The 23468-nt window shown below is 49.3% G+C and carries 18 protein-coding genes and 2 tRNA genes; 12 read left to right on the top strand and 8 right to left on the bottom strand.

The annotated features are described in order from the left end of the window. Positions 1-5 precede the first annotated feature (5 nt). Complete coding sequence (locus tag QUE62_RS06325; protein WP_286261129.1) at positions 6-1529, bottom strand: fumarate hydratase; 1524 nt, start codon at positions 1527-1529, stop codon at positions 6-8. Between the two features lie 149 nt (positions 1530-1678). Here QUE62_RS06325 and acs point away from each other — a divergent pair, with 149 nt between their 5' ends. From acs to nadB, 9 genes are all read left to right on the top strand, one after another. Continuing rightward, a complete protein-coding gene (gene acs, locus QUE62_RS06320; protein ID WP_286261127.1) occupies positions 1679-3652 on the top strand; it encodes an acetate--CoA ligase in 1974 nt (657 codons plus the stop codon). A 59-nt stretch (positions 3653-3711) separates the two neighbouring features. Beyond that, positions 3712-3802: transfer RNA gene (locus QUE62_RS06315), tRNA-Ser, on the top strand. A gap of 81 nt (positions 3803-3883) precedes the next feature. Beyond that, positions 3884-4366 (top strand): hypothetical protein, encoded by a 483-nt coding sequence (locus tag QUE62_RS06310; RefSeq protein WP_286261125.1) that lies wholly within the window; start codon positions 3884-3886, stop codon positions 4364-4366. Positions 4367-4376: 10 nt separating this feature from the next. Continuing rightward, a complete protein-coding gene (locus QUE62_RS06305) occupies positions 4377-6782 on the top strand; it encodes a DUF748 domain-containing protein (RefSeq protein WP_286262591.1) in 2406 nt (801 codons plus the stop codon). A 72-nt stretch (positions 6783-6854) separates the two neighbouring features. After that, entirely contained in the window at positions 6855-7553 is a 699-nt protein-coding gene (locus QUE62_RS06300) for a sulfite exporter TauE/SafE family protein (protein ID WP_286223239.1), read from the top strand. A 16-nt stretch (positions 7554-7569) separates the two neighbouring features. Next, positions 7570-7776 (top strand): hypothetical protein, encoded by a 207-nt coding sequence (locus tag QUE62_RS06295; RefSeq protein ID WP_286223238.1) that lies wholly within the window; start codon positions 7570-7572, stop codon positions 7774-7776. Between the two features lie 171 nt (positions 7777-7947). Beyond that, a complete protein-coding gene (locus QUE62_RS06290) occupies positions 7948-9750 on the top strand; it encodes an NAD(P)H-dependent oxidoreductase subunit E (RefSeq protein ID WP_286261123.1) in 1803 nt (600 codons plus the stop codon). A 24-nt stretch (positions 9751-9774) separates the two neighbouring features. Continuing rightward, the gene (gene fdhF, locus QUE62_RS06285) at positions 9775-12672 is read left to right on the top strand and encodes a formate dehydrogenase subunit alpha (RefSeq protein WP_286261121.1); all 2898 of its coding nucleotides are present in this window, start codon (positions 9775-9777) and stop codon (positions 12670-12672) included. Then, the gene (gene nadB, locus QUE62_RS06280) at positions 12669-14288 is read left to right on the top strand and encodes an L-aspartate oxidase (protein ID WP_286261118.1); all 1620 of its coding nucleotides are present in this window, start codon (positions 12669-12671) and stop codon (positions 14286-14288) included. Before fdhF ends, nadB begins: the two co-directional genes overlap by 4 nt. Here the strand turns inward: nadB and nadC are convergent. Beyond that, entirely contained in the window at positions 14281-15147 is an 867-nt protein-coding gene (nadC, locus tag QUE62_RS06275; RefSeq protein ID WP_286261116.1) for a carboxylating nicotinate-nucleotide diphosphorylase, read from the bottom strand. The two genes, nadB and nadC, sit on opposite strands and share 8 nt — an antisense overlap. A gap of 10 nt (positions 15148-15157) precedes the next feature. Continuing rightward, positions 15158-16294 (bottom strand): quinolinate synthase NadA, encoded by a 1137-nt coding sequence (gene nadA, locus QUE62_RS06270; protein ID WP_458574820.1) that lies wholly within the window; start codon positions 16292-16294, stop codon positions 15158-15160. A 60-nt stretch (positions 16295-16354) separates the two neighbouring features. Between nadA and panD the strand changes: the two genes are divergently transcribed. Further along, on the top strand, positions 16355-16717 hold the full coding sequence (gene panD / locus QUE62_RS06265; protein ID WP_286223232.1) for an aspartate 1-decarboxylase: 363 nt from the start codon (positions 16355-16357) through the stop codon (positions 16715-16717). 9 nt (positions 16718-16726) lie between these two features. Here panD and QUE62_RS06260 read toward each other — a convergent pair whose 3' ends face one another. Together QUE62_RS06260 and pgi are read right to left on the bottom strand one after the other, a co-directional pair. After that, positions 16727-18112 carry a phosphomannomutase/phosphoglucomutase gene (locus QUE62_RS06260; RefSeq protein ID WP_286223231.1) on the bottom strand — a complete coding sequence of 462 codons (1386 nt, stop codon included), beginning with the start codon at positions 18110-18112 and terminating at the stop codon, positions 16727-16729. Positions 18113-18115: 3 nt separating this feature from the next. Beyond that, positions 18116-19621 carry a glucose-6-phosphate isomerase gene (gene pgi / locus QUE62_RS06255; RefSeq protein WP_286261114.1) on the bottom strand — a complete coding sequence of 502 codons (1506 nt, stop codon included), beginning with the start codon at positions 19619-19621 and terminating at the stop codon, positions 18116-18118. Positions 19622-19711: 90 nt separating this feature from the next. Here pgi and QUE62_RS06250 point away from each other — a divergent pair, with 90 nt between their 5' ends. Then, a complete protein-coding gene (locus QUE62_RS06250) occupies positions 19712-20830 on the top strand; it encodes an NAD(P)/FAD-dependent oxidoreductase (protein ID WP_286223229.1) in 1119 nt (372 codons plus the stop codon). Positions 20831-20880: 50 nt separating this feature from the next. Continuing rightward, positions 20881-20970: transfer RNA gene (locus QUE62_RS06245), tRNA-Ser, on the top strand. Positions 20971-20974: 4 nt separating this feature from the next. Here the strand turns inward: QUE62_RS06245 and hemW are convergent. From hemW to rph, 3 genes are read right to left on the bottom strand one after another with little or no spacing between them, the layout of a single operon-like run. Beyond that, positions 20975-22141: a radical SAM family heme chaperone HemW gene (hemW, locus tag QUE62_RS06240; RefSeq protein WP_286223228.1), complete on the bottom strand. Its 1167-nt coding sequence runs from the start codon at positions 22139-22141 to the stop codon at positions 20975-20977. Further along, the gene (gene rdgB / locus QUE62_RS06235) at positions 22134-22748 is read right to left on the bottom strand and encodes an RdgB/HAM1 family non-canonical purine NTP pyrophosphatase (protein WP_286261112.1); all 615 of its coding nucleotides are present in this window, start codon (positions 22746-22748) and stop codon (positions 22134-22136) included. Before rdgB ends, hemW begins: the two co-directional genes overlap by 8 nt. After that, positions 22745-23464, bottom strand: a complete 720-nt coding sequence (gene rph / locus QUE62_RS06230; RefSeq protein ID WP_286261110.1) for a ribonuclease PH — start codon at positions 23462-23464, stop codon at positions 22745-22747. Before rph ends, rdgB begins: the two co-directional genes overlap by 4 nt. Positions 23465-23468: the final 4 nt, after the last annotated feature.

Here is a 23468-nt window from a genome sequence, read left to right as displayed (position 1 = left end):
GTCTATTAAGCGACGCTCACTGGAATCTTGCCAATTTTCATTTGCCATTCTTTAGGACCCGTTTCATGCATGGAGATCCCTTGAGAGTCAACCGCTACAGTCACTGGCATATCGACCACATCGAATTCGTAAATGGCTTCCATACCTAAATCTTGAAATGCAACCACCTTCGCATGGGCAATCGCTTTAGATACTAAATAGGCTGCGCCGCCCACCGCCATGAGATATGCAGAGCGATGCTTTTTGATGGACTCGATCGCTACGGGGCCGCGTTCGGCTTTACCAATCATGGCGATCAAACCGGTTTGCCCCAACATTGTCTCGGTAAATTTATCCATTCGAGTGGCGGTGGTTGGGCCTGCTGGGCCGACCGCCTCACCACGCACGGGGTCAACAGGACCGACGTAATAGATCACGCGATTTTTAAAGCTAACAGGTAAAGACTCGCCTTTAGCCAACATGTCGGAAATGCGTTTGTGGGCCGCATCACGGCCGGTGAGAATCTTGCCATTCAGCAATAGCGTCTGACCCGGTTTCCAGCTGGCCACCTCCTCGGGTGTTAATGTATTGACATCGATGCGCTTAGATTGCTTAGTATCAGGTTGCCAAGCAACCGCAGGCCAGTCGCTTAGAGATGGGATATCAAAATGAGCTGGGCCGTTACCGTCAAGATGAAAATGAACATGCCGTGTCGCCGCACAGTTCGGAATCATTGCCACTGGTAAAGAGGCGGCGTGTGTGGGGTAGTCCATGATCTTCACATCAAGAACGGTTGCGAGTCCACCAAGACCTTGAGCGCCGATCCCTAATTGATTGACCTTTTCATAGATCTCAAGACGTAACTCATCAATGCGATTTTGGGGTCCGCGCGCAATGAGTTCTTGAATATCAATGGGCGCCATCAAGGATTCTTTAGCAAGCAACGCTGCTTTCTCAGGCGTGCCACCAATTCCGATTCCGAGAATGCCGGGAGGGCACCAGCCAGCACCCATCGTGGGAACTGTTTTTATAACCCAATCCACAATGGAATCAGATGGATTGAGCATCACCATCTTCGCCTTGTTCTCGGAACCTCCCCCTTTGGCTGCGCAGATTACCTCAAGATCATCGCCTGGCACGATCTCATAATGAATCACCGCAGGCGTGTTATCACCCGAGTTTTTGCGCTTACCGGCGGGGTCTAAGAGCACCGAGCCACGCAATGGATTATCAGGATTCATGTAAGCGCGCCGCACACCCTCATTGACCATGTCAGTAACACTCATGGTGGCGCCGCTCCAGTTGATGTTCATACCCACCTTCAGGAAGACCACTGCAATCCCGGTGTCCTGACAAATTGGTCGCTTACCCTCGGCACACATTTTGCTATTGGTCAAAATTTGAGCAATCGCATCTTTTGCTGCTGGGCCTTGTTCAAGCTCGTAGGCACGCCCCATGGCTTGAATGAAATCCCGAGGATGGTAGTAGGAAATAAACTGGAAAGCGTCCGCAATGCTTTGAATCAGGTCGTCTTGGCGTATCGTAGGCATAGGAATATTTCAAAAAGTGGAATGAAATGAGCATTTTAAGGGTTTGCCATAGGGCAAATCAGGACTTAATTCACTTATCGTCATATGAAACGATAGACCGATTGTTTGTTGTGTTGTCACTATAAGTTTTTAGAGAGGGTGTTATTCGTATGGAACCATTAATGCAAGAAAACCGGATTTTTAATCCACCCGCTGATTTTGTAAAAAACGCCGCCATTTCAGGAATGGACGCTTACAAAAAGTTATGCGCAGAAGCTGAGAAAGATTACGAGGGATTTTGGGGGCGCTTGGCTAAAGAAAATCTCTATTGGAAGCAAGTGTTCACGACAGTGCTCGATGAGTCCAAAGCGCCTTTTTATAAATGGTTTGAGGATGGCACCACCAATGCCTCATACAACTGCCTTGATCGTAATTTGCAAAATGGCAATGCGAACAAAACTGCCATCATTTTTGAGTCGGATGATGGCAAAGTAACCAATGTCACCTATCAAGAGCTGCATGATCGTGTTTGTCAATTGGCGAATGCTTTGCGCAAACGCGGTATTAAAAAGGGTGATCGCGTCATCATTTATATGCCGATGTCAGTCGAGGGCGTGATTGCCATGCAAGCATGCGCTCGTATTGGTGCCACACACTCGGTGGTATTCGGAGGCTTCTCTGCCAAATCGCTGCAAGAACGCATCATTGATGCGGGAGCGGTGGCAGTGATTACTGCCGATGAGCAAATGCGTGGCGGTAAAGCCTTGCCTCTAAAAACGATTGTGGATGAAGCGCTATCACTCGGTGGTTGCGAGAACATTAAAAACGTGATCGTCTACAAGCGTACGGGCGGCAACATTCCGTTTAAGGCCGGCCTTGATTCGTGGATGCACGAGGTGACCGATAATGAAGCAAAAACCTGTGATCCAGAATGGGTGAGCGCTGAGCATCCCTTATTTATTTTGTATACCTCGGGCTCAACCGGCAAGCCAAAAGGCGTGCAACATTCTACCGGTGGCTATCTACTGTGGGCCATTCTCACGATGAAGTGGACCTTTGATATCAAGCCAAGCGATATCTTTTGGTGCACGGCCGATATTGGTTGGGTCACTGGCCACTCTTATATTGCGTATGGCCCATTAGCAGTCGGTGGAACGCAAATTGTGTTTGAGGGTGTGCCTACATTCCCAAATGCTGGCCGTTTTTGGGAGATGATCCAAAAACACAAGGCCACAATTTTCTATACAGCACCCACTGCGATTCGTTCTTTGATCAAAGCATCAAATACGGATCCAAGTGTGCATCCTAAAAATTATGATCTCAGCTCATTGCGTCTTTTGGGATCAGTGGGCGAGCCGATTAATCCAGAGGCATGGATGTGGTACTACGAGAACATTGGCGGCTCGCGTTGTCCGATTGCCGATACCTTCTGGCAAACCGAGACCGGTGGTCACATGATTAGCCCATTGCCCGGTGCAACCCCGATGGTTCCTGGCTCTTGCACCTTGCCATTGCCTGGCATTATGGCTGCCATTGTGGACGAAACGGGTAACGATATGCCCAATGGGCAGGGCGGCATCTTGGTAGTGAAGCGTCCATGGCCATCGATGATCCGTACGATTTGGGGTGACCCCGACCGCTTTGTCAAAGCATATTTCCCAGACGAGTTTGGTCGCAAACTTTATTTGGCGGGTGATGGTGCGATTCGAAATAAAGATACAGGCTATTTCACGATTACTGGCCGTATCGATGACGTTCTGAACGTTTCAGGGCATCGTATGGGCACGATGGAAATTGAATCAACCCTCGTTGCCAATCCCCTTGTCGCTGAAGCTGCTGTTGTAGGGCGCCCTGATGACATGACCGGTGAAGCGATTTGCGCTTTCGTGGTTCTCAAGGGTAAGCGACCCGAAGGGGAGGAGGCCAAGAAGATTGCCACCGAGTTACGCAATTGGGTAGGTAAAGAGATTGGTCCGATTGCAAAGCCAAAGGATGTGCGTTTTGGTGATAACTTGCCAAAGACCCGTTCTGGAAAGATTATGCGCAGACTCTTGCGTGTGATTGCCAAGGGCGAGGACATCACACAGGATACCTCCACGCTTGAAAATCCAGCGATCTTGGAGCAATTAAAGAAGTCGCTGTAAGCGTCACAAAAGCATCAGAAATCATCCGCCACTCCTCGAACCGTATAATGAACGGTTTCGGAGAGGTGGATGAGCGGTTTAAGTCGCACGCCTGGAAAGCGTGTGTAGGTTAATAGCCTACCGCGGGTTCGAATCCCGCCCTCTCCGCCAAATGGCAATGAATCGCTTTAAATCGCGATCCACTCTTTGGCTTTCAGGTCATTCAGTTAAATTATCTGTATGAGGCCTCATGTGAACAAAAACCGGCTTGGTGAAGAGATCAAAAAAATGCTGATCTTGTTCATCTATTTTTCAATCTGGTTCTGCGCGCTTGCATTTCTGAGTTTCTCGGTGGAGCGTTTGCAAGGCTTTCCCTATATCCATATTGGCTTGGCTTTAGTGAAAGCATTGTTGTGTGCCAAGTTCATGCTGATGGGCCAGATGTTATATCCGATCGAGAGTAAGCGTGATAAACCGCTCATTGGGCAGATCCTGCCTCGCTCGATTGTCTATGTAGGTGTCGTAGTTTTGTTGAGCGCTCTCGAATCCGGGACAGAGGGTTGGTTTCATCATCGTGGATTTATTAGCTCTTTAGCTAATTTCGGAAACGGTGACCCCATCCATATACTGGCACTGAGTTTGATCTATTGGTTAATTGTGTTGCCTTACCTCACATTTATGAGCTTGCAATCGGTCATCGGGTCGCCGGAGATGAAAAAGATTTTTTGGGGCTAATTGCGAATTGATGCGATTGTCCAGTGTTCGACCTTTTCGTATTTCTCTAATCTTCAGTGCGGTACTGGCAATTTTGGCCAGTGCTTTTTGGATCATTGGCAGCACCTGGGCGCCTACTTGGATCAAAAAGCAAATTGAGGAATATAGTCAGCGACTAGGATATTCGGTACAGATTCAATCCATTAGCGTCAAACCCTTTCAATTAACTGCTCGGGTGGAGGGTCTGCGCCTTCAACAAATTCAGAGCAAACAATTATTCGCATTAGATGCCGGTCTGATTCGTCTGCACTGGAGCAAATTAATGACCGGAGAGTTGGGGATTCGTGATCTACAACTCACGAATCCATCGATCTTGCTTGAGCGCCCAGATGGCGATGGAGCGAAGTGGAACTGGATGCAATTGATTGAGACGATCAATGCCCAAAAACCACCATCGACACCCACCAAATCAAAAACAATCAAAGTATCCGTTGATCAATTCGGAATTCAAGGGGCGCGTCTTCAGTTTCGCGATGGGCAAACCAAGTTTACTGATGATCTAGGACCGTTTTCTCTCAATCTAAAACAACTTAGTAATTATCGACAAGCATCTGATGAGCCTGGTGTGGAGGGTTTGTATGAGCTCGATCTGGGCAAGGTTGACGTGCTCATTCCATCAATCAATAAGATGGTGCTATTTAACAACGTTCAAGCCTCGGGAGGAGTTAGTAGTCCAGAGCCTGAGCAACTTACGGCGAAGTTAAACCTCAAACTTGATGCTGGCGTATTAGATTTCCTTTTTTATCTAGAGCCTAAACAAAATTTAATTAAGATTGATGTGGCCATCGATAACCTGTCTGTGGCCCCAATCGTTACTTTGTTGCCAGCCAACAATCCTTTGCAGACCAACTCGGGTGTCATGGCTGGCAAATTGGAGTATCAAACTCGCCAAGGGCTATGGTCAACCGTGGGTGAGTTAAGCCTTAAGAATATTGAAATCACCGAAGGTAAGCCGCGGCAGCCCTTCATGAAATGGCGCCAAGCCGATCTCAAGCAAATTGATCTTCGTAAATTAGCGAGTGGTAAAACATCACTCACGATTGATGAGGCGTTGTTTGATCAACCTGACTTTAAGTACGAGCTTGATGAGCAAGGGTTTTCGAACATTCGTCGAATGTTTTCTAAACCTGCTCCAAGCCCAGCTCCAGCCTCAGAGTCACCGAAAAGTGCAGCAGAAGTAAAGCCGTCAAATTTTGAGCTCGACATTAAAGCCATCAAATTGCGAAATGGCATTGTGCACTATGCCGATTTGGGTGTAGTGCCACAGTTGCAAACCGATATTCGTAAACTCAATGGTTCCTTGCTTGGCGTGAGTAATGTTCCTGGCCGCTATGCAGCGATTGCTCTTGATGGATTGATTGCAGATCATGGCAGTTTTCGAGCCAAAGGTCAGGCTGCTTTTGAAGACCCGCGCCGCAACCATGACGTGTCATTCGAATTTAAGAATGTTCCACTGAAGGCTACGAATGCCTATTTCATGAAATACGCCGGGTATGCGATTCAAGATGGGCGCTTGGACCTGATGTTGAACTATAGGGCTAAGGATGCTGAGCTAGTTGGCCAAAATCGTTTCGTCATCAAAGATATTGAGCTCGGGGAAGAAGTGCCTAATTTTCAGGGGCGGCGCTTACCCCTGCGACTAGCGATTGCCTTACTAGAGGACTCTGACAATGTGATTGATATTTCACTGGGGATCAAAGGGAATGTTGATTCTCCCGAGTTCTCCGCAACGGGTCTCGTTTGGCAAGCGATTCGTACTGTCCTCACCAATATTGTTACCGCACCGTTTCGGGCATTGGCATCCTTATTGGGGCTTCAAAGCGATACGCCGATTCATGCAGTATTGGGCGAGAGCTCTTATTTACCAGTTGATCAAGAGAAACTCGATAAATTAGCAGGGGTCTTAGTAAAACGTCCTCATGCCACGATTGAGTTTGTTGGCGCCTATGATCCCAATGCCGATAAGGCGGCCTTAGCTAGGGCGAGTGCTGACCGCGCTATTTTGAACGCTGCCGGATTTAAATTGAGCCCTCAGGAACCTCTCCCTATCCCCAGTCTTTCGGACCCCCGGGTTCAATCTGGAGTCAAATCCGCGTATGGGCAACAAGTCGGCCGAATTAAATTAGCCCAGCGTTTGATTTCACTGCCTGACAATGAGGCGCGCTATCAGCAACTGCGCAATGAGCTAATCGAAAGTTATGCGGTGAGCGAGGCCGAGCTATTGCAATTGGCAAGCGCACGAGCCAATCGCGCTAAAGAGTTAATGGTTGCACAGCAACCTAATTTAGCCGAACGAATTACCATAGGAGCATCTAAGGCGGTCAGTGCTGATCAAGAGGGTATTCCTTTGGGTATTTCCCTGGGTAGTAAAAAATAACACCAACAAAGTACATTTATTTTTGAGTTAATTAGCCCCGCCTCATTTATTGCCGCTTGCACAATCGTGTTGGTGGCGTACTTCATTTTTGGAGTGACCGGTTTTGGGTCATCGATTATTTCGGTGCCGGTGCTCGTATTATTCTTCCCCTTACAGGTCGTCGTGCCGATTATGGTGATACTCGATCTGTGTGCGGCATTCTATTTGGGCACAAAGTCCTTTGATGCAGCCGACAAGAAAGAACTCGCCTGGTTACTGCCATTTAGTTTTATCGGTATGGTGATTGGTATCACCTTGCTCTTGAAGGCTCCGCCGGAGCCTTTGCTGATCACCTTGGGCGCCTTTGCCGCATTCAATGGCTTGCGAGTGTTAACCAAGAAAAAATCGGCACCCATGCATACCATCTCGCAGTATTGGTCGATGCCCTTTGGTATTGCCGGAGGGATTTTTACAGCATTGTTTGCTACAGGCGGACCCATCTATGCATCGTATTTAGCGATGCGTTTTAACCAACCCAATACACTCCGCGCAACCATGGCCTTTGCCATTCTGATTTTTGTGTTCTTACGTCTGATCTTTATGTTGGTTACAGGCCTGATATTGAACTGGGAGGTTTTAGGTCTGGCATTATTTCTGGTGCCCTGTATGGTGATTGGTCTTTGGGTTGGCTCAAAAACCCATCGGCGCTTGAGTATTCATCATATGCAATTGGCCTATGGCAGCATTTTGGTATTTGCGGGATCGGTCCTCTTAATAAAGCAAATGTTTTAGGTGATAGACTCGACGTATGACAATGAAAATATTGATTGCTGGATTAGTGATTGCCAGTAGCTTAGGCTTATCAGCCTGTGGTACGGTACAGTCCGCCGCGCAAGCCGATTGCACGGCAGTGGGCTTACGGGTAGGAACGCCCGATTTTGAAGCCTGTTTTAAAGCCCGTGTCCGGGAAAGGGAAATGGACTACAGCAATACCTTTTTGCCTAGTTCCAATTAATCTAAACAGGTAGAAGCTGGACTCCCTGCCAAACTTCAGGGTTAACCCTGATTCGGGAGATCTTGAGCCATATCAATTACTTAGATGGGTAGATCAATTACATTGATTTCAATCATTAAAAGGTCATGTAGAACGATCTTTTAAATAACTATTTAGAGAGACTAAAACAGCATGAATCACCCTAAGCCCTCTAGCGAAATCAAGGCGGTTGCAATTGCAAGTGCAGATGACCTTCGTGAGCGAATTCGGCAAAAAAGTAAATTAAAAGGGCGACAGGCGGATGATGCATCCTTAGCCGAAGTTAAAAAACTGATCGGTGATGGCCCATATCGACGTGACCTACTGATTGAGAACTTGCATCTCATTAATGACGCCTACCGCGCTTTGCATGATCGGCACTTAGCGGCACTGGCCAAGCTAATGAACTTGCCGATGGCCGAGGTTTATGAAGTTGCCACGTTCTATCATCACTTCGAAGTCGTGCGCGGCAATGATCCGGTTGCTGATATTACGGTGCGGGTGTGCGATGGATTGTCATGCGAGCTAGCTGGTGCTAAACAGTTATTGGAGCGCTTACCAACGATTCTTGGTAATGCGAAGACCAAAGTGATTGCAGCTCCGTGTGTAGGTCGCTGTGAGCAAGCACCAGTGGCGGTGGTGCATCAATACCCCGTATTGTTTGCTGACGCAGAAAAAGTATCGAAGGCCGTTAAAAATGGTCAACTGACCCATCCCAAGGCAAAGGATGATGCTCAATTTGAGCCCGCAGACTTTGCGCAGCGCGCCGTGAGTCCTGAGCAAAAAGCCAATGAGGTATCTCCTGCTTATGTGGGTTACGAGGCCTATTGTGCAAAAGGTGGCTACGCTTTAGTCAACGAGTTTGATAGCGGTAAGCGCGAGGTTGAGTCCATTATTAAGGCGATGGAAGATTCTGGTTTGCGCGGTCTTGGTGGTGCTGGATTCCCGGCTGGGCGCAAATGGCGGATTGTGAAGGATCAACCGGCACCTAAGCTCATGGCGGTCAATATTGACGAGGGTGAGCCCGGAACATTTAAAGACCGTACCTATTTGGAGCGCGACCCTCATCGCTTCCTTGAGGGAATGTTGATTGCTGCGCGCGTAGTTGGAATTGATGCTTGTTACATCTACTTGCGTGACGAGTATCACGGCTGCCGCGAGTTGCTTGATGCTGAGATTAAAAAACTTCAAGCGCATGCATCGTTCAAGTTGCCGCTGATTGAGTTGCGCCGAGGAGCGGGTGCCTACATCTGCGGCGAAGAGTCCGCCATGATCGAGAGTATTGAGGGTAAGCGGGGCGAGCCTAGAATGCGTCCTCCTTACATTGCACAAGTTGGTTTATTTGGTCGACCCACGCTTGAGCATAATTTTGAGACCTTGTATTGGGTACGCGACATTATTGCGCGTGGACCACAATGGTTTAGTTCCTTTGGCCGTCATGATCGCAAAGGCTTGCGAAGCTTTAGTGTGAGTGGTCGAGTGAAATATCCAGGTGTCAAACTTGCACCAGCTGGTATCACCATTCAGGAGCTGATTGATGAGTATTGCGGTGGTATGCAAGAAGGTCACACTTTCTATGGCTATTTGCCGGGAGGTGCTTCAGGCGGTATCTTGCCAGCGACCATGAATACCATTCCATTAGATTTTGATACTTTGCAGCCTTATGGTTGTTTTATCGGTTCTGCAGCTGTAATGGTCTTTAGTCATCAAGATAAGGCGCGCGATGCAGCCCTAAACGTGATGCGCTTTTTTGAGCACGAGAGTTGTGGTCAATGCACCCCATGCCGGGTTGGAACTAGTAAAGCTGCGCAATTGATGCAAGCACGTGTATGGGATCAGGCTACTTTGGAGGATCTGTCCACGGTGATGGTGGATGCCTCTATCTGTGGTCTTGGGCAAGCAGCACCAAACCCCATCCGTTGCATCCATAAATATTTCCCCCACGAAATTGCATAACCGCTTAGATAGGGAGCTTAAGGCGTGAACGCACCAGTCAATCCGCAAGAACTTGCATTGCAAACCGTTGAGTTCAAACTCGATGGCAAGACAATCGTTGCCTATGATGGTGAGACCATCTTAAAAGCAGCCAAACGTCATGGAATTGATATCCCCCATTTGTGCTTTAAGGACGGCTATCGTCCCGACGGTAATTGCCGCGCATGCGTGGTCGAGATCAATGGCGAGCGCACCTTGGCGCCCAGTTGCTGCCGAGCCGCTACTGCTGGCATGGAAGTCAAAGCCAATAGTGAGCGTGCCCTAAAGAGCCAAAAATTAGTGCTTGAGATGCTTCTCTCTGACATGCCCGATGAAGGCTATAAATGGGTCGGTGATAGCGATGCTGAACGTGAGCGTCAGCAACATGGGGAACTTAGTGAATGGGCCAGCCGTCTTGATGTAGCGGTTCGTCCTGAACTCAAGGCCTTGCGCCGTCACCAACCACCGGCTGATTTGTCGCACCCTGCGATGGCTGTTAATTTGGATGCGTGTATTCAGTGCAACCGTTGTGTACGCGCTTGCCGTGAAGAGCAGGTCAATGATGTGATTGGCTACGCGATGCGTGGCGCTCATAGCGAAATCGTATTTGATTTGAACGATCCGATGGGTACTAGCACTTGCGTCGCTTGTGGCGAATGCGTACAAGCCTGTCCAACCGGTGCTCTGATGCCCAAAACCCACATTGGTTCTCAAGCTGTTGATCGTAAGGTGGATTCAGTATGCCCATTCTGCGGGGTGGGTTGTCAAATTACCTACAACGTGAAAGACGAAAAAATTGTAAGCGTGGATGGTCGTGATGGCCCTGCAAATCACAGTCGTCTGTGCGTGAAGGGCCGATTTGGCTTTGATTATGTGCACAACCCTCAACGCTTAACCAAGCCGTTGATTCGTAAACCTGGTGTAGCAAAGGACGAGCATTCGATTGAGTCTGCAGGTAAAAATCCTGAGGATTGGAGCGAAGTCTTCCGTGAAGCTACTTGGGAAGAGGCCTTGGATCTTGCAGCCGGTAAATTAAAGGCCTTACGTGATCAACATGGCAAGAAGACTTTGGCAGGATTCGGTTCGGCCAAAGGTAGCAACGAAGAGGCCTACTTATTTCAGAAGCTGGTACGGACTGGCTTTGGTAGCAACAACGTCGATCATTGCACCCGCTTATGCCATGCATCGAGTGTTGCTGCCTTGCTCGAAGGTGTTGGTTCTGGAGCAGTGAGTAACCAGGTCAATGATATCGAGCACTCTGGCTTAATTCTGGTGATTGGTTCTAACCCAACCGCCAATCATCCCGTGGCCGCGACTTGGATGAAAAACGCTGCTAAGAATGGCACCAAGATTGTGTTGGCCGATCCACGCGTGACCGATATTGGTAAGCACGCTTGGCGCACCTTGCAATTTAAGCCAGATACCGATGTTGCCATGCTCAATGCCATGATCTATACGGTGATTGAAGAGGGCTTGTGCGATCAAAACTTTATTTCTCAGCGCGCTTCAAACTTTGAAGCCCTTAAAGAGAATGTCAAGGGTTACAGCCCTGAGGCAATGGCACCCATTTGTGGCGTGCCTGCCGCAACCCTGCGTGAGGTAGCGCGCGAGTTTGCTAAATCCAAAGCCTCGATGATTTTATGGGGCATGGGTGTGAGCCAACACGTGCATGGCACCGATAATGCCCGTTGCTTAATTGCATTGGTCAGTATTACCGGTCAAATTGGTAAGCCTGGCTCCGGTTTGCATCCACTGCGTGGTCAGAACAATGTCCAAGGTGCCAGTGACGCGGGATTGATCCCCATGATGTTCCCGAACTATCAGCGCGTTGATAACGCCCAGGCACATGAGTGGTTCGAGAAGTTTTGGAACACCCCCTTAGATAAAAAGCCTGGATATACCGTAGTTGAGATCATGCATAAGATCACAGCACCAGATTCGGATCCTGACAAGATTCGGGGGATGTACATCATGGGCGAGAACCCTGCCATGAGTGACCCCGATCTAAACCATGCGCGCCATGCTTTGGCATCGCTTGATCACCTTGTCGTGCAAGATATCTTTATGACCGAGACCGCATGGTTGGCGGATGTGATCCTGCCAGCAAGCGCATGGCCTGAGAAAACCGGCACCGTGACCAATACTGACCGTATGGTGCAGCTGGGTAAGCGCGCTCTCAATCCACCTGGTGATGCAAAGCCTGATTTGTGGATTATTCAGGAGCTTGCTAAGCGCATTGGCTTGCAGTGGGGTTACCAAGGCGAGGAGTGCGGTGTTGCTGAGGTCTATGACGAGATGCGTCGCGCCATGCATGCCGTGATCAATGGCATTACCTGGGATCGCTTGCAGCGTGAGTCATGTGTCACTTATCCATGCTTAAGCGAGGACGATCCGGGTCAGCCCATCGTGTTTGACGAGAGCTTCCCAACCGCTGATGGCAAAGTAAAACTGGTGCCTGCCGATATTATTCCGGCCAATGAGCGACCTGATACAGAATATCCTTTTGTATTAATCACAGGGCGCCAGCTCGAGCATTGGCATACTGGTAGCATGACCCGACGCGCAGGGGTTCTGGATGCGATCGAGCCCATGGCGACCGCCTCGATGTGTGGTGAAGACATGGCAAAGTTGGGTTTAAACCCAGGGGATGTGATTACTGTGAAGTCCCGCAGGGGCGAGGTTGGGATTCATGTTCGGCGGGATGATGGCACACCCAGTGGGGCTGTATTTATGCCGTTTGCTTATTACGAGGCAGCAGCTAATCTGATGACCAACCCTGCGTTGGATCCTTTTGGCAAGATTCCAGAGTTTAAGTATTGCGCTGTGGCAGTTCATAAAGGCGGCAAGCCAGCACAGCACATTGGTTATGACCGAACGGTAAACGATGCTATGCTCATTCAATGAGCGTAGCGCATGACCAACATCATCCTGTATTAATCATTGGGGCCGGCTTAGCCGGCCTTACTGTTGCCCTTCACCTCGCAGACCGTCAACCGGTGATCTTGATGGCCAAGCGCCGTCTGAGCGAAGCAGCAACTGCTTGGGCGCAAGGCGGGATTGTTGGGGTTCTCGATCAAGAGGACAGCATTGAATCGCATGTGGTCGATACAGTCAATGCCGGAGCAGGACTCGTTGTTGAGTCGGTAGCGCGTTACGTTGCCGAGCAGAGTGCGCAAGCAATTCATTGGTTGGTTGAGCAAGGTGTCCCATTTACTCCTGATCAATCTGGTCCCGAAGGATTGCATTTAACCCGTGAGGGTGGGCATAGTCATCGACGCATCGCCCATGCTGCGGATGCAACTGGTAAGGCAATTCATGAGGTATTGCTGGATAAGGCCAAAGCACATCCCAATATCCGGATTCTTGAAAACTGGATTGCACTCGATCTCATCACCAATAAGCATTTACAAGTGCCCGCAAAGTACAAATCGAATCGTTGCTATGGGGCGTACGCACTTGATATTGAGAAGGGTCGGGTAGAAACGATCCTAGCCAAAGCTGTGGTGCTGGCAACGGGCGGCCTGGGAAAGGTCTATCGTTATACCAGTAATCCCGATACCGCCACTGGTGATGGAATTGCGATGGCATGGCGCGCAGGCTGCCGGATCGGCAACATGGAGTTCGTGCAATTTCATCCAACCTGTTTGTATCATCCAAGCGATCGCACCTTCCTGATTACCGAGGCGATGCGTGGTGAGGGCGGAATCTTGAAGTTGCCTAATGGTCATCGATTTATGCCGGAGCATGATGATCGCAATGAGCTCGCTCCCCGCGATATCGTGGCACGAGCCATCGACTTCGAGATGAAAAAACATGGCTTGGATTATGTGCATCTCGATGCAACGCATCTTGGTGAATCATTCATCCGGGAACACTTCCCCATGATTTACTCACGCTGCCTCGCTTTGGGTATCGACATCACCAAACAACCAATTCCCGTGGTACCCGCTGCACATTACACCTGTGGAGGGGTTGTCACTGACCTTAAGGGCCGCACTGATTTAAGCGGCCTATATGCGGTAGGTGAGGCAACCTACACTGGATTGCATGGCGCTAATCGCTTGGCCTCTAACTCATTGTTGGAATGTGTGGTGATTGGTAAGGCTGCTGCAGCCGATATCCTAGAGCAGGGCGATATTGAACAAGCTCCAGTGCGGCTATGGGATGAAAGTAAGGTTGAAGACGCTGATGAGCAAGTCGTCATTGCGCATAACTGGGATGAGTTACGCTCCTTGATGTGGAACTACGTGGGCATTGTGCGAACCACACGTAGACTCGAGCGCGCCTTGCACCGCATTGAGCTCTTGCGTACTGAGGTCCAAGACTACTATGCCAATTTCAGAGTAAGCCGAGATTTAATTGAGTTACGCAACTTACTTGAGTGCGCTGAACTAGTGGTCCGCTCGGCCTTATTGCGTAAGGAGAGTCGAGGCTTGCACTTTAGTCGTGACTATCCAAAAACCTGGCCGGTTTCATATCCAACCATTCTGACCCCGATTCAAACTCAGCGCTCTACGTAATACGATCGATGCGCATTGAGTAATCGATTGCCTGAATATCCTTAGTCAATTTGCCAATTGAGATTCGGTCGACACCCGTTGCTGCAATAGCACGGAGTTGATCTTGGGTAACGCCACCAGATGCCTCTAAGAGAGCTCGGCCGCCAGTGAGCTTTACGGCCTCGCGCATTTGATCGAGAGTAAAGTTATCGAGCAAAATACTCTTAGCGCCGTGATCGATCGCCTCTTGGAGTTCTACCAGACTTTCCACTTCAATTTGTACATCCACCCCTGCGTTGAGTCGATTGGCAGCAGCCAATACCGCCACAATACTACCTGCCGCAGCGATGTGATTCTCCTTAATTAAGATGCCATCCCATAAGGCCATTCGTTGGTTCTGACCATGACCGATTCGAACCGCATATTTTTGGGCTTGCCGCAGCCCTGGGATCGTTTTGCGGGTATCCAAAATGGCGCAACCCTTGGGATTAGGGCTAGCATCTGCAATCGCCTCAACGTAGCGGCGGGTGGTGGTTGCGGTTGCAGAAAGGGTCTGCAAAAAGTTCATGGCGGGGCGTTCAGCACTAAGTAGGGAGCGAGCGTTTGATGAAATTTCACAGACCAGATCATTGGGCGCCATCCAATCACCTTCGGAGAAGAGCCAATGAATTCGTGCCTGCGCATCCAGAGCATGAATCACCGCATCAAACCATGCAGTTCCACACAGTACGGCCGGCTCGCGCACAATTAATCTGGCATGGGCCGTTTGATCAGCGGGCACCAGATTGGCGGTCCAATCGCCGCGACCCAAATCTTCATAGAGGGCATCACGCACATTGCGAGCAATCGCCTGATCTAAGGATTCGTTATCAGAAAACATGGAAAAATACTTAGGCAGCACCAATATTTTTAATGAAGCCGTGCTGGGCTTTGGCCAATAATTCAGGGTGGGTGGAGGTAAAGTCCAGCATGCGTTTAATGCATGCCAGCGCTTCAGAGCGAATGGGCTCTTTCACCTCGATCTCGCCAAGGCCATGCTCCAAGCAATTTAAAATGCCACGTAAGCCATTCATGGCCATCCAGGGACAATTAGCACAACTTTTGCAAGTGGCGCTCTCACCAGCTGTTGGGGCGGCAATCAACTTTTTATGGGGTGCCAATTGACGCATACGGTGAAGGATGCCTTGATCGGTCGCTACGATGTATTCAGAGGCGCTTCCCTCGAGCACCGCTTTAATCATCGCCGAGGTAGAGCCAACCACGTCTGCTTGATCGACGACGTGTTGCGGTGACTCCGGATGAACCAGAACCATGGCATCAGGATGCTTCTCACGCATTGCCGCGAGCTCAACCGCTTTAAACTCATCATGCACAATGCAGGCGCCATTCCACAGAATCATGTCAGCACCAGTTTGCTCTTGAATGTAACGGCCCAGATGCCGATCGGGCGCCCACAATATTTTTTTACCTTGCTGGTCTAAATAGTGCACGATCGCTAGGGCGCAAGAACTGGTTACCATCCAATCCGCCTGTGCCTTCACTGCGGCACTCGTGTTGGCATACACCACGCTGACTCGATCCGGATGAGCGGACTTGAATTTCCGAAAGTCATCCGCGGGACACCCTAAATCAAGTGAGCAGGTTGCCTCAAGATCTGGCATGAATACGCGCTTCTCAGGACTCAGAATCTTTGCGGTCTCACCCATGAATCGCACACCCGCAACGATCAAATTCTGAGCAGTATGATTTTTACCAAACCGAGCCATCTCTAAAGAGTCAGAAACAAAGCCCCCAGTTTGCATCGCAAGGTCTTGAATATCACCATCGACGTAATAGTGCGCCACAATGACCGCATCTTTTTCCTTTAACAAAACCTTGATCCGCTCGATTACATCCTGCTTTTCTCCCAAAGCAAGGGGTGCAGGCGTTTTGGCCCACGCCTGCGCAATACAGGTAGCTCCCGATGCATCTTGCTGGGGATAATCATAAAAACTACCGGTCGAAAGTGATTGATTCATTGTGCTCATCTATCAATCTTAACTCGCAATCACTTTCGCGATAGAATCCCATCCTTAAAGGGGATTTCTATGAAACGAATCATGTTATTGGCAAAGTTACATCGGGTCGTCGTGACCGAGGCCGATTTGCATTATGAGGGTTCTTGTGGGATTGATGAGAATCTCATGGATGCCGCCGATATGCGTGAATACGAAAAGATAGAGCTCTACAACATCAATAACGGCGAGCGATTTTCCACCTACATCATTAAGGCACCCAGAGGCTCAGGTGCGATCTCCTTAAATGGTGCTGCTGCTCGTAAGGCCCATGTAGGAGACCATCTCATTATTTGCACCTACGGACCGGTTGATAATGCCGAGTCTAAAACTCATAGCCCCAAAATTGTTCTAGTAGATGAACAGAATCAGATTAAAGAAATTAAAAAGATTTAAGTGGGTCTGCTAAAACGGTAATTTTGCATCGGGCTTCACCGCCAAAAGAGCTGCTTTGAATTCTTGTTGGATTCGTTGAATCGCTTCTTCAGAATCAGCCTCAAATCTGAGTACCACAATCGGTGTTGTATTCGAGGGGCGAGCCAAACCAAAGCCATCGGCATACTCAACCCGTACGCCATCAATCGTATTCATCGATTGGGAACTTGGAAACTTGGGATTGGCTTTAATCTTTTCAAGTAAGACAAAAGATTCACCCTCGGCACATGGCAGTTGCAACTCTGGGGTGCAAATGGCATTGGGTAGAGCGTTGAGTACTTTGCTTGGGTTATCAAATTGACTGAGGATTTCTAGCAAACGAGCGCCGGTATAGAGGCCATCATCAAAGCCAAACCAACGGTCCTTAAAGAAGATATGACCACTCATTTCCCCGGCTAGAGGGGCACCAGTCTCTTTCAGCTTGGCTTTGACCAAGGAGTGGCCGGTCTTCCACATTAGCGGCTCACCTCCATGTTTACGGATCCAAGGAGCGAGGTTGCGAGTACATTTGACGTCATAAATGATTTGGCCCTTGGGATTGCGACTGAGTACATCCTTGGCAAACAGCATCATTTGCCGATCCGGAAAAATCACCTCGCCATCTTTGGTTACCACACCCAGTCGATCAGCATCGCCATCAAAGGCAAGTCCCAGCTCATTGTTGGTCGTTGCGAGATTGCGAATCAGGTCTTGAAGATTTTCAAGGTGGGCAGGGTCTGGATGGTGATTCGGAAAACGTCCATCAACCTCACAAAAGAGCTCTTGCACCTCACAGCCCAGAGCTCGGAATAACTCTCCAGCAAACGCGCCACCCACACCATTGCCACAATCGACGGCGATCTTCATGGGTCTAGCTAAGCGAATATCACCAACAATGGTTTGCAAATATTGGGGGAAGATATTGAAGCTGGAGCGTTTTCCATTGCCTTGCCGAAAATCATCCGCTTCAATTTGCTGGCGTAGCCCCTGAATCTGATCCCCATAAATGGCTGAACCACCGAGCACCATCTTAAAGCCGTTGTAATTAGGCGGATTATGACTACCCGTAATCATGATGCCGGATTTCGGTTGGCAATTTCCAATGGTCTGATGGGTGGCGAAGTAGACCATTGGGGTGGCGACCATCCCAAGGTCAATCACATTAATGCCTGTGGATAGCAAACCCTCGGTCAGGGCCTCAATCAGAACTGGGCCAGAGAGTCGACCGTCACGGCCAATTACAACATCCGTTTCTCCCAAATCGCGCATTTGACTTCCAAAAGCCTGACCAATTGCTTTAGCAATTGATGGATTCAGGGTTTCATCAATAATGCCGCGGATATCGTAGGCTTTAAAAATCGAGGCAGGAACGTTCATGGATTATTTCTGGAAGTAATGGATTCTGGCAGCGGTGATGGAATCAAATTCAGCACCGGAAGTGTCTTTTTGTTGAAGAGCGCGCTCAATGGGTTTGGCTAGTACCTTGCCGAGCTCAACCCCGGGCTGATCAAAGCTGTTCATGCCCCATAGTGCTCCCAAGCAAACGGCACGGTGTTCGTAAAGAGCAAGTAAAGCACCCAAATGATAGGCATCAAGCTTGGGTAGCACAATTAAATTGCTAGGTCTCTTTCCAGGATAGCTAAGATTGGGGTCGCTCGCATCACGGCCTAGGGCCAACGCCTGAGCTTGGGCCAAGCAATTGGCTAAGAGGGCATAGTGATGATCCTTAGCTTCTGGTAGGGCGCTCATCGGCTCTTTAATCGCAATCAGATCAACCGGAATGCATTCCGGTCCTTGATGTAGTAACTGGAAATACGAATGCTGGGCATTGGTACCGGCGCTACCAAACACAACAGGGGAGCTCAGCGATACCGGCTTACCAAGGCGATCGACTTGCTTGCCATTACTTTCCATATCCAATTGCTGCAACCAATACGGGAAGAGTTCCAAGGCGTGCGCATATGGAATCACTGCATAAGATTTGGAATGATGTTTGCTTTGTTGATAGTACAAAGCCAATGCCATTAGGATTGGGAGATTTTGATTGGGACGAGCACTGATCGCATGGCGATCCATGTGATTGGCTCCCAACAAAAATTGTTTGAAGGTCTCAAACCCATACTGCAAAGCAATGGGCAGACCAACCGCAGACCATACCGAGAATCGCCCACCTACCCAATCCCAAAATGGAAAGACATGCTCTGCTTGAATGCCAAAGTCTTCTGCCGCTTGGACATTGCTAGTAATCGCAAATAGGGAGTTTTGGATCTGCGAGCTCGTGAGGTTCTTCGCTTTGAACCAATTAAGAACAGCGCGTGCGTTCATTAAGGTCTCAGCCGTGCCAAATGATTTGGACACAATCAGTACCTTAGTGCTATTCGCCTGAGCACGTTCTAATACATGGCTCAGTTCTGCGCTATCCACATTAGCCACAAAATGAACCCGCATCCCGCGATTGAATTTGTGCGCTGAATGGGCTAAGGCTTGCACTGCAAGTCGTGGGCCAAAGTCAGAGCCCCCAATCCCAATATGAATTAAATCTGTTACCCCCACCCATTTATTGCATAAACCCTCGATTCGTTGCCAAACCTCGGCAATCTCTGGCATTACATCATTGCCATCAACCAGTATTGGGGATTTATCGAGATTACGTAGTGCCGTATGAAGTGCAGGGCGGTGCTCACTAGTATTAACATGTTCGCCAGCAAAGACAGCATGGAGATGATTGCTGAGCTGCGCTTGCTCGGCTTTGGCAAATAAGTTCTTCCAATCTTCAGATCCAATCCCCTGATAGGCAAGATCCAATACGATGCCAGCTGCTTGCAAAGAGCCAAAAACCGCGGTTGAGGGGTTATCGAATGATTTTGCGTTGGAGAATGCGGTCATATATAGATTTTATCAATAAGGGCTTCGAAAGCATCAAGATTTAATTTCAGTGAAATGGTACGATTTGGCATCAAAAAATAAGCAATTAATATGGATAAACTGGATTGTGTCGTCGTTGGTGCGGGAGTTGTGGGCTTAGCAGTGGCCCGCGAAATGGCATTGCAAGGTCATGAAACCGTATTGCTAGAGCGCGAAGCATCGTTTGGAACCATTAGTAGCTCCAGAAATAGCGAAGTCATTCATGCCGGTATTTATTACCCCAAGGATTCTTTAAAAGCAAAACTGTGCGTTGAGGGTAATCGCATGCTCTATGAGTATTGTCGCGACCATCAGGTGGGAACCCAGCGCTACGGTAAATTAATTGTGGCAAGCGATCCACAGCAGGTTGATGATCTGCACGGTATTTTTTATCGTGCCCAGCAAAATGGGGCACGTGAGATTAGCCTCATTACAGCCAAAGAGGCCAATGCGCTAGAGCCCGATCTACGAGTTGCAGCAGCGATTTTGTCCAAAACGACTGGCATTGTCGATAGCCATGCTTATATGCTCTCATTGCTTGGCGGCTTTGAGGATGCAGGAGGAATGGTTGCTTATTTGTCTCCGTTAAATCATGCACGCGTGATTCCTGGAGGGTTTGAGCTAGAGGTGGGCGGTGCCGATGCGATACAACTGCAAACTAAGTATCTAATTAATTGTGCGGGTATGAGTGCGCCGGCCGTAGCGCAACGCATTCACGGAATATCGGCCGAGCACATTCCCAAAGCCTATTTTGCAAAAGGCAACTATTTCTCCTTAGCTGGTAAGTCACCCTTTCGACATTTAATTTATCCCGTCCCAGAGCCGGGCGGATTAGGGGTACATTTGACCCTCGATATGGCGGGGCAGGCTAAGTTTGGCCCCGATGTAGAATGGCTTGATATCGATGCGGAAGATCAAATTAATTACGCAGTCGATCCCACTCGCGGTGAGCGATTCTATGCAGCCATCCGACAGTACTGGCCAGGTCTTCAAGACGGAGCGTTGCAGGCTGATTATTCAGGGGTGCGCGCCAAGATTGTCTCGAAAGATCAACCCGCAGGGGATTTTCGTATCGATGGCCCTAATGAGCATGGTATTGAGGGCCTCTACAACTTCTTTGGCTTTGAGTCACCCGCACTAACCTCAAGTTTGGCAATCGCGAAATATCTAAAGGGCTTACTTAATCCTTAGGCCTCAATTCTTCATCCAAGCTTCAACTCCCCTATAATTGCTCCTTCAGAGGAAGCGTGGCAGAGTGGTTGAATGCACCAGTCTTGAAAACTGGCGAGGATGAAAGTCCTCCGTGAGTTCGAATCTCACCGCTTCCGCCATCATCTATTTCAAGAACAATTCCTGCAGGTCATTGAGATAGCGCATGCCCAGTGGGCTAGCTTTGAGTCGCGTTGGATCTTCGTCCAATAGCCCCTTGCGGAGAGCCTCTGTAATTGGTTTGCTAATCGTATTAAGCCCGAGGCTCGTTCGCTCCGAGAACATACTTGTTGGCACCCCATCCATTAATCGCAGTGCTCCCAACATGAACTCAAACGGTAAATCGTCTTGCGTGAGTAAACGATTTTCAATGACAGCATGACCTTGTTCAGTCATCTTGCTAATATAAGTCTCAGGGTGGCGCTCACGAATCTGCCGTGTGATGCGATTTGGATAGGAAATCTTGCCATGTGCACCCGCACCAATGCCAATATAGTCTCCAAACTCCCAATAATTGAGATTGTGCTTGCATTGTTGTTTGGGCTTGCTATAGGCCGATACCTCATATCGGTCGTAGCCATGCGCTGCCAACATTTCTAGAGCGGATTCAAACATGGCATCACTCTCATCTTCGTGCGGAAGTGCTGGCGGGTGACTCGCAAAATAGGTATTCGGTTCGAGTGTTAGGTGATAGAGCGATAGATGCGATGTATTAAATGCCAGAGCTTCTCTGAGATCGGCTTGTGACTGGGCAAGGGTTTGCTGTGGAAGAGCGTACATCAAATCAAGATTGATGCGTTCAAAGTGATCGTGTGCGATTTCAATGGCACGGCGCGCATCCTGCTGATTGTGAATCCGCCCCAACGCCTTGAGATGATCTGAGTTAAAGCTCTGGATCCCAAGCGATACACGGTTAATGCCGATGCTAGCGAACTCGGCAAACTTCGCTGATTCCACTGAACCTGGATTGGCCTCGAGAGTGATTTCTGCATGAGGTTCCATCGGGATGAGTGCCCGCACGTGCGATAAGAGATGATCAAGACCCTTGGGGGATAAGAGACTGGGAGTGCCGCCCCCAATAAAAATCGTGTGAACTCGACGACCCCAGACATTCGGTAGCTCGGTTTGAAGATCTGAGATAAGCGCTTCGATATACCGGCTCTCGTTAAATCCACCATCCTTAACCTGATGCGAATTAAAGTCGCAATATGGGCACTTACGCTCACACCATGGGAAGTGGATATAGAGCGAGAGAGGGGGAAGTGCGGTTAGTGCGATACCAGAGTTAATCATCGGTTTTCTGAAAAAACGGATCTTTCTCTAATTGCTCCATGAGCTGAACCAGCGCCTGGCCGCGATGGCTAATGGCATTCTTGCGCTCTGGGCTGAGTTCTGCTGCGGTCATCTGATGTTTAGGGAGATAAAAGTAGGGATCGTAGCCAAAACCATGTTGACCACGCGCTTCGTCGATGATCTCACCGTCCCAATGGATTTCAACGACGATTGGGTTGGGATCATTGGCCTCGCGAACCACCACTAGGGCGCATACATAGTGCGCTTTACGATTTAGCTCGCCCGCGAGTAATGACAGTAGCTTTTGGTTGTTATCGGTGTCTGAGCAGTGCTCACCGGCAAAGCGGGCTGAGCGAACACCGGGCGCACCACCTAAGGCATCCACACAAATGCCGGAGTCATCGGCAATGGCGGGTAGACCACTGAGCTTGCTGGCATGGCGTGCCTTTGCTAGCGCATTATCGATAAAGCGGTCAAATGGCTCCTCTGCCGCACTAATCCCAAGCTCCCCCTGGGGGATGAGTTCAATCGCAAAGGGTTTAAATAGTTGTGCAAACTCTCTGAGCTTCCCAGCATTATTCGAAGCTAAGACCAACCGTCGACTCATGCGGCTAAGACGCTTTTCTGGATGCGTGTTAATTCCTCAATACCTGCTTGGGCAAGATTTAATAATGCCTCGAGTTCGGTACGCGAGAATGGAGCGCCTTCAGCGGTTCCTTGCACTTCAATCATGCCGCCACGACCGGTCATCACCACGTTCATATCGGTGTCGCACTCTGAGTCCTCTGCGTAATCGAGATCGAGAACCGGAACGCCCTGGTAGATACCTACCGAGATCGCCGCAACACTATCAATCATCGGGTCGGAGGCAATCATCTTCTGATTGAGCAAATGATTGACCGCATCGCGGGCAGCCACATAGGCGCCGGTAATTGCCGCAGTCCGCGTTCCGCCATCGGCTTGCAATACATCGCAATCGAGATGAATAGTGCGCTCACCGAGTAGTTTAAGATCAAAGACACTGCGCATGGCTCGTCCAATCAATCGCTGAATCTCTTGAGTTCGCCCACTTTGCTTGCCCCGGGCGGCTTCACGATCAGAGCGAGTATGGGTGGAGCGGGGCAGCATGCCGTATTCCGCGGTGACCCAACCCTCGCCAGAGCCTTTTTGATGGGGCGGCACTTTTTCAAGAACGCTTGCCGTGCAAAGAACTTTGGTATCCCCAAACTCAATAAGAACCGAACCCTCTGCGTGTTTTGTAAAAGAGCGGGTAATGGTGATGGGCCGCAGATCGCGTGCTTGGCGTTGGCTAGGACGATTCATGTGG

It is taken from the genome of Polynucleobacter sp. HIN9 (genome assembly GCF_030297635.1).
Taxonomy (GTDB): Bacteria; Pseudomonadota; Gammaproteobacteria; order Burkholderiales; family Burkholderiaceae; genus Polynucleobacter.
Note: the sequence above shows the minus strand (reverse complement) of the source record. Positions and strands in the feature narration are given on the sequence as shown.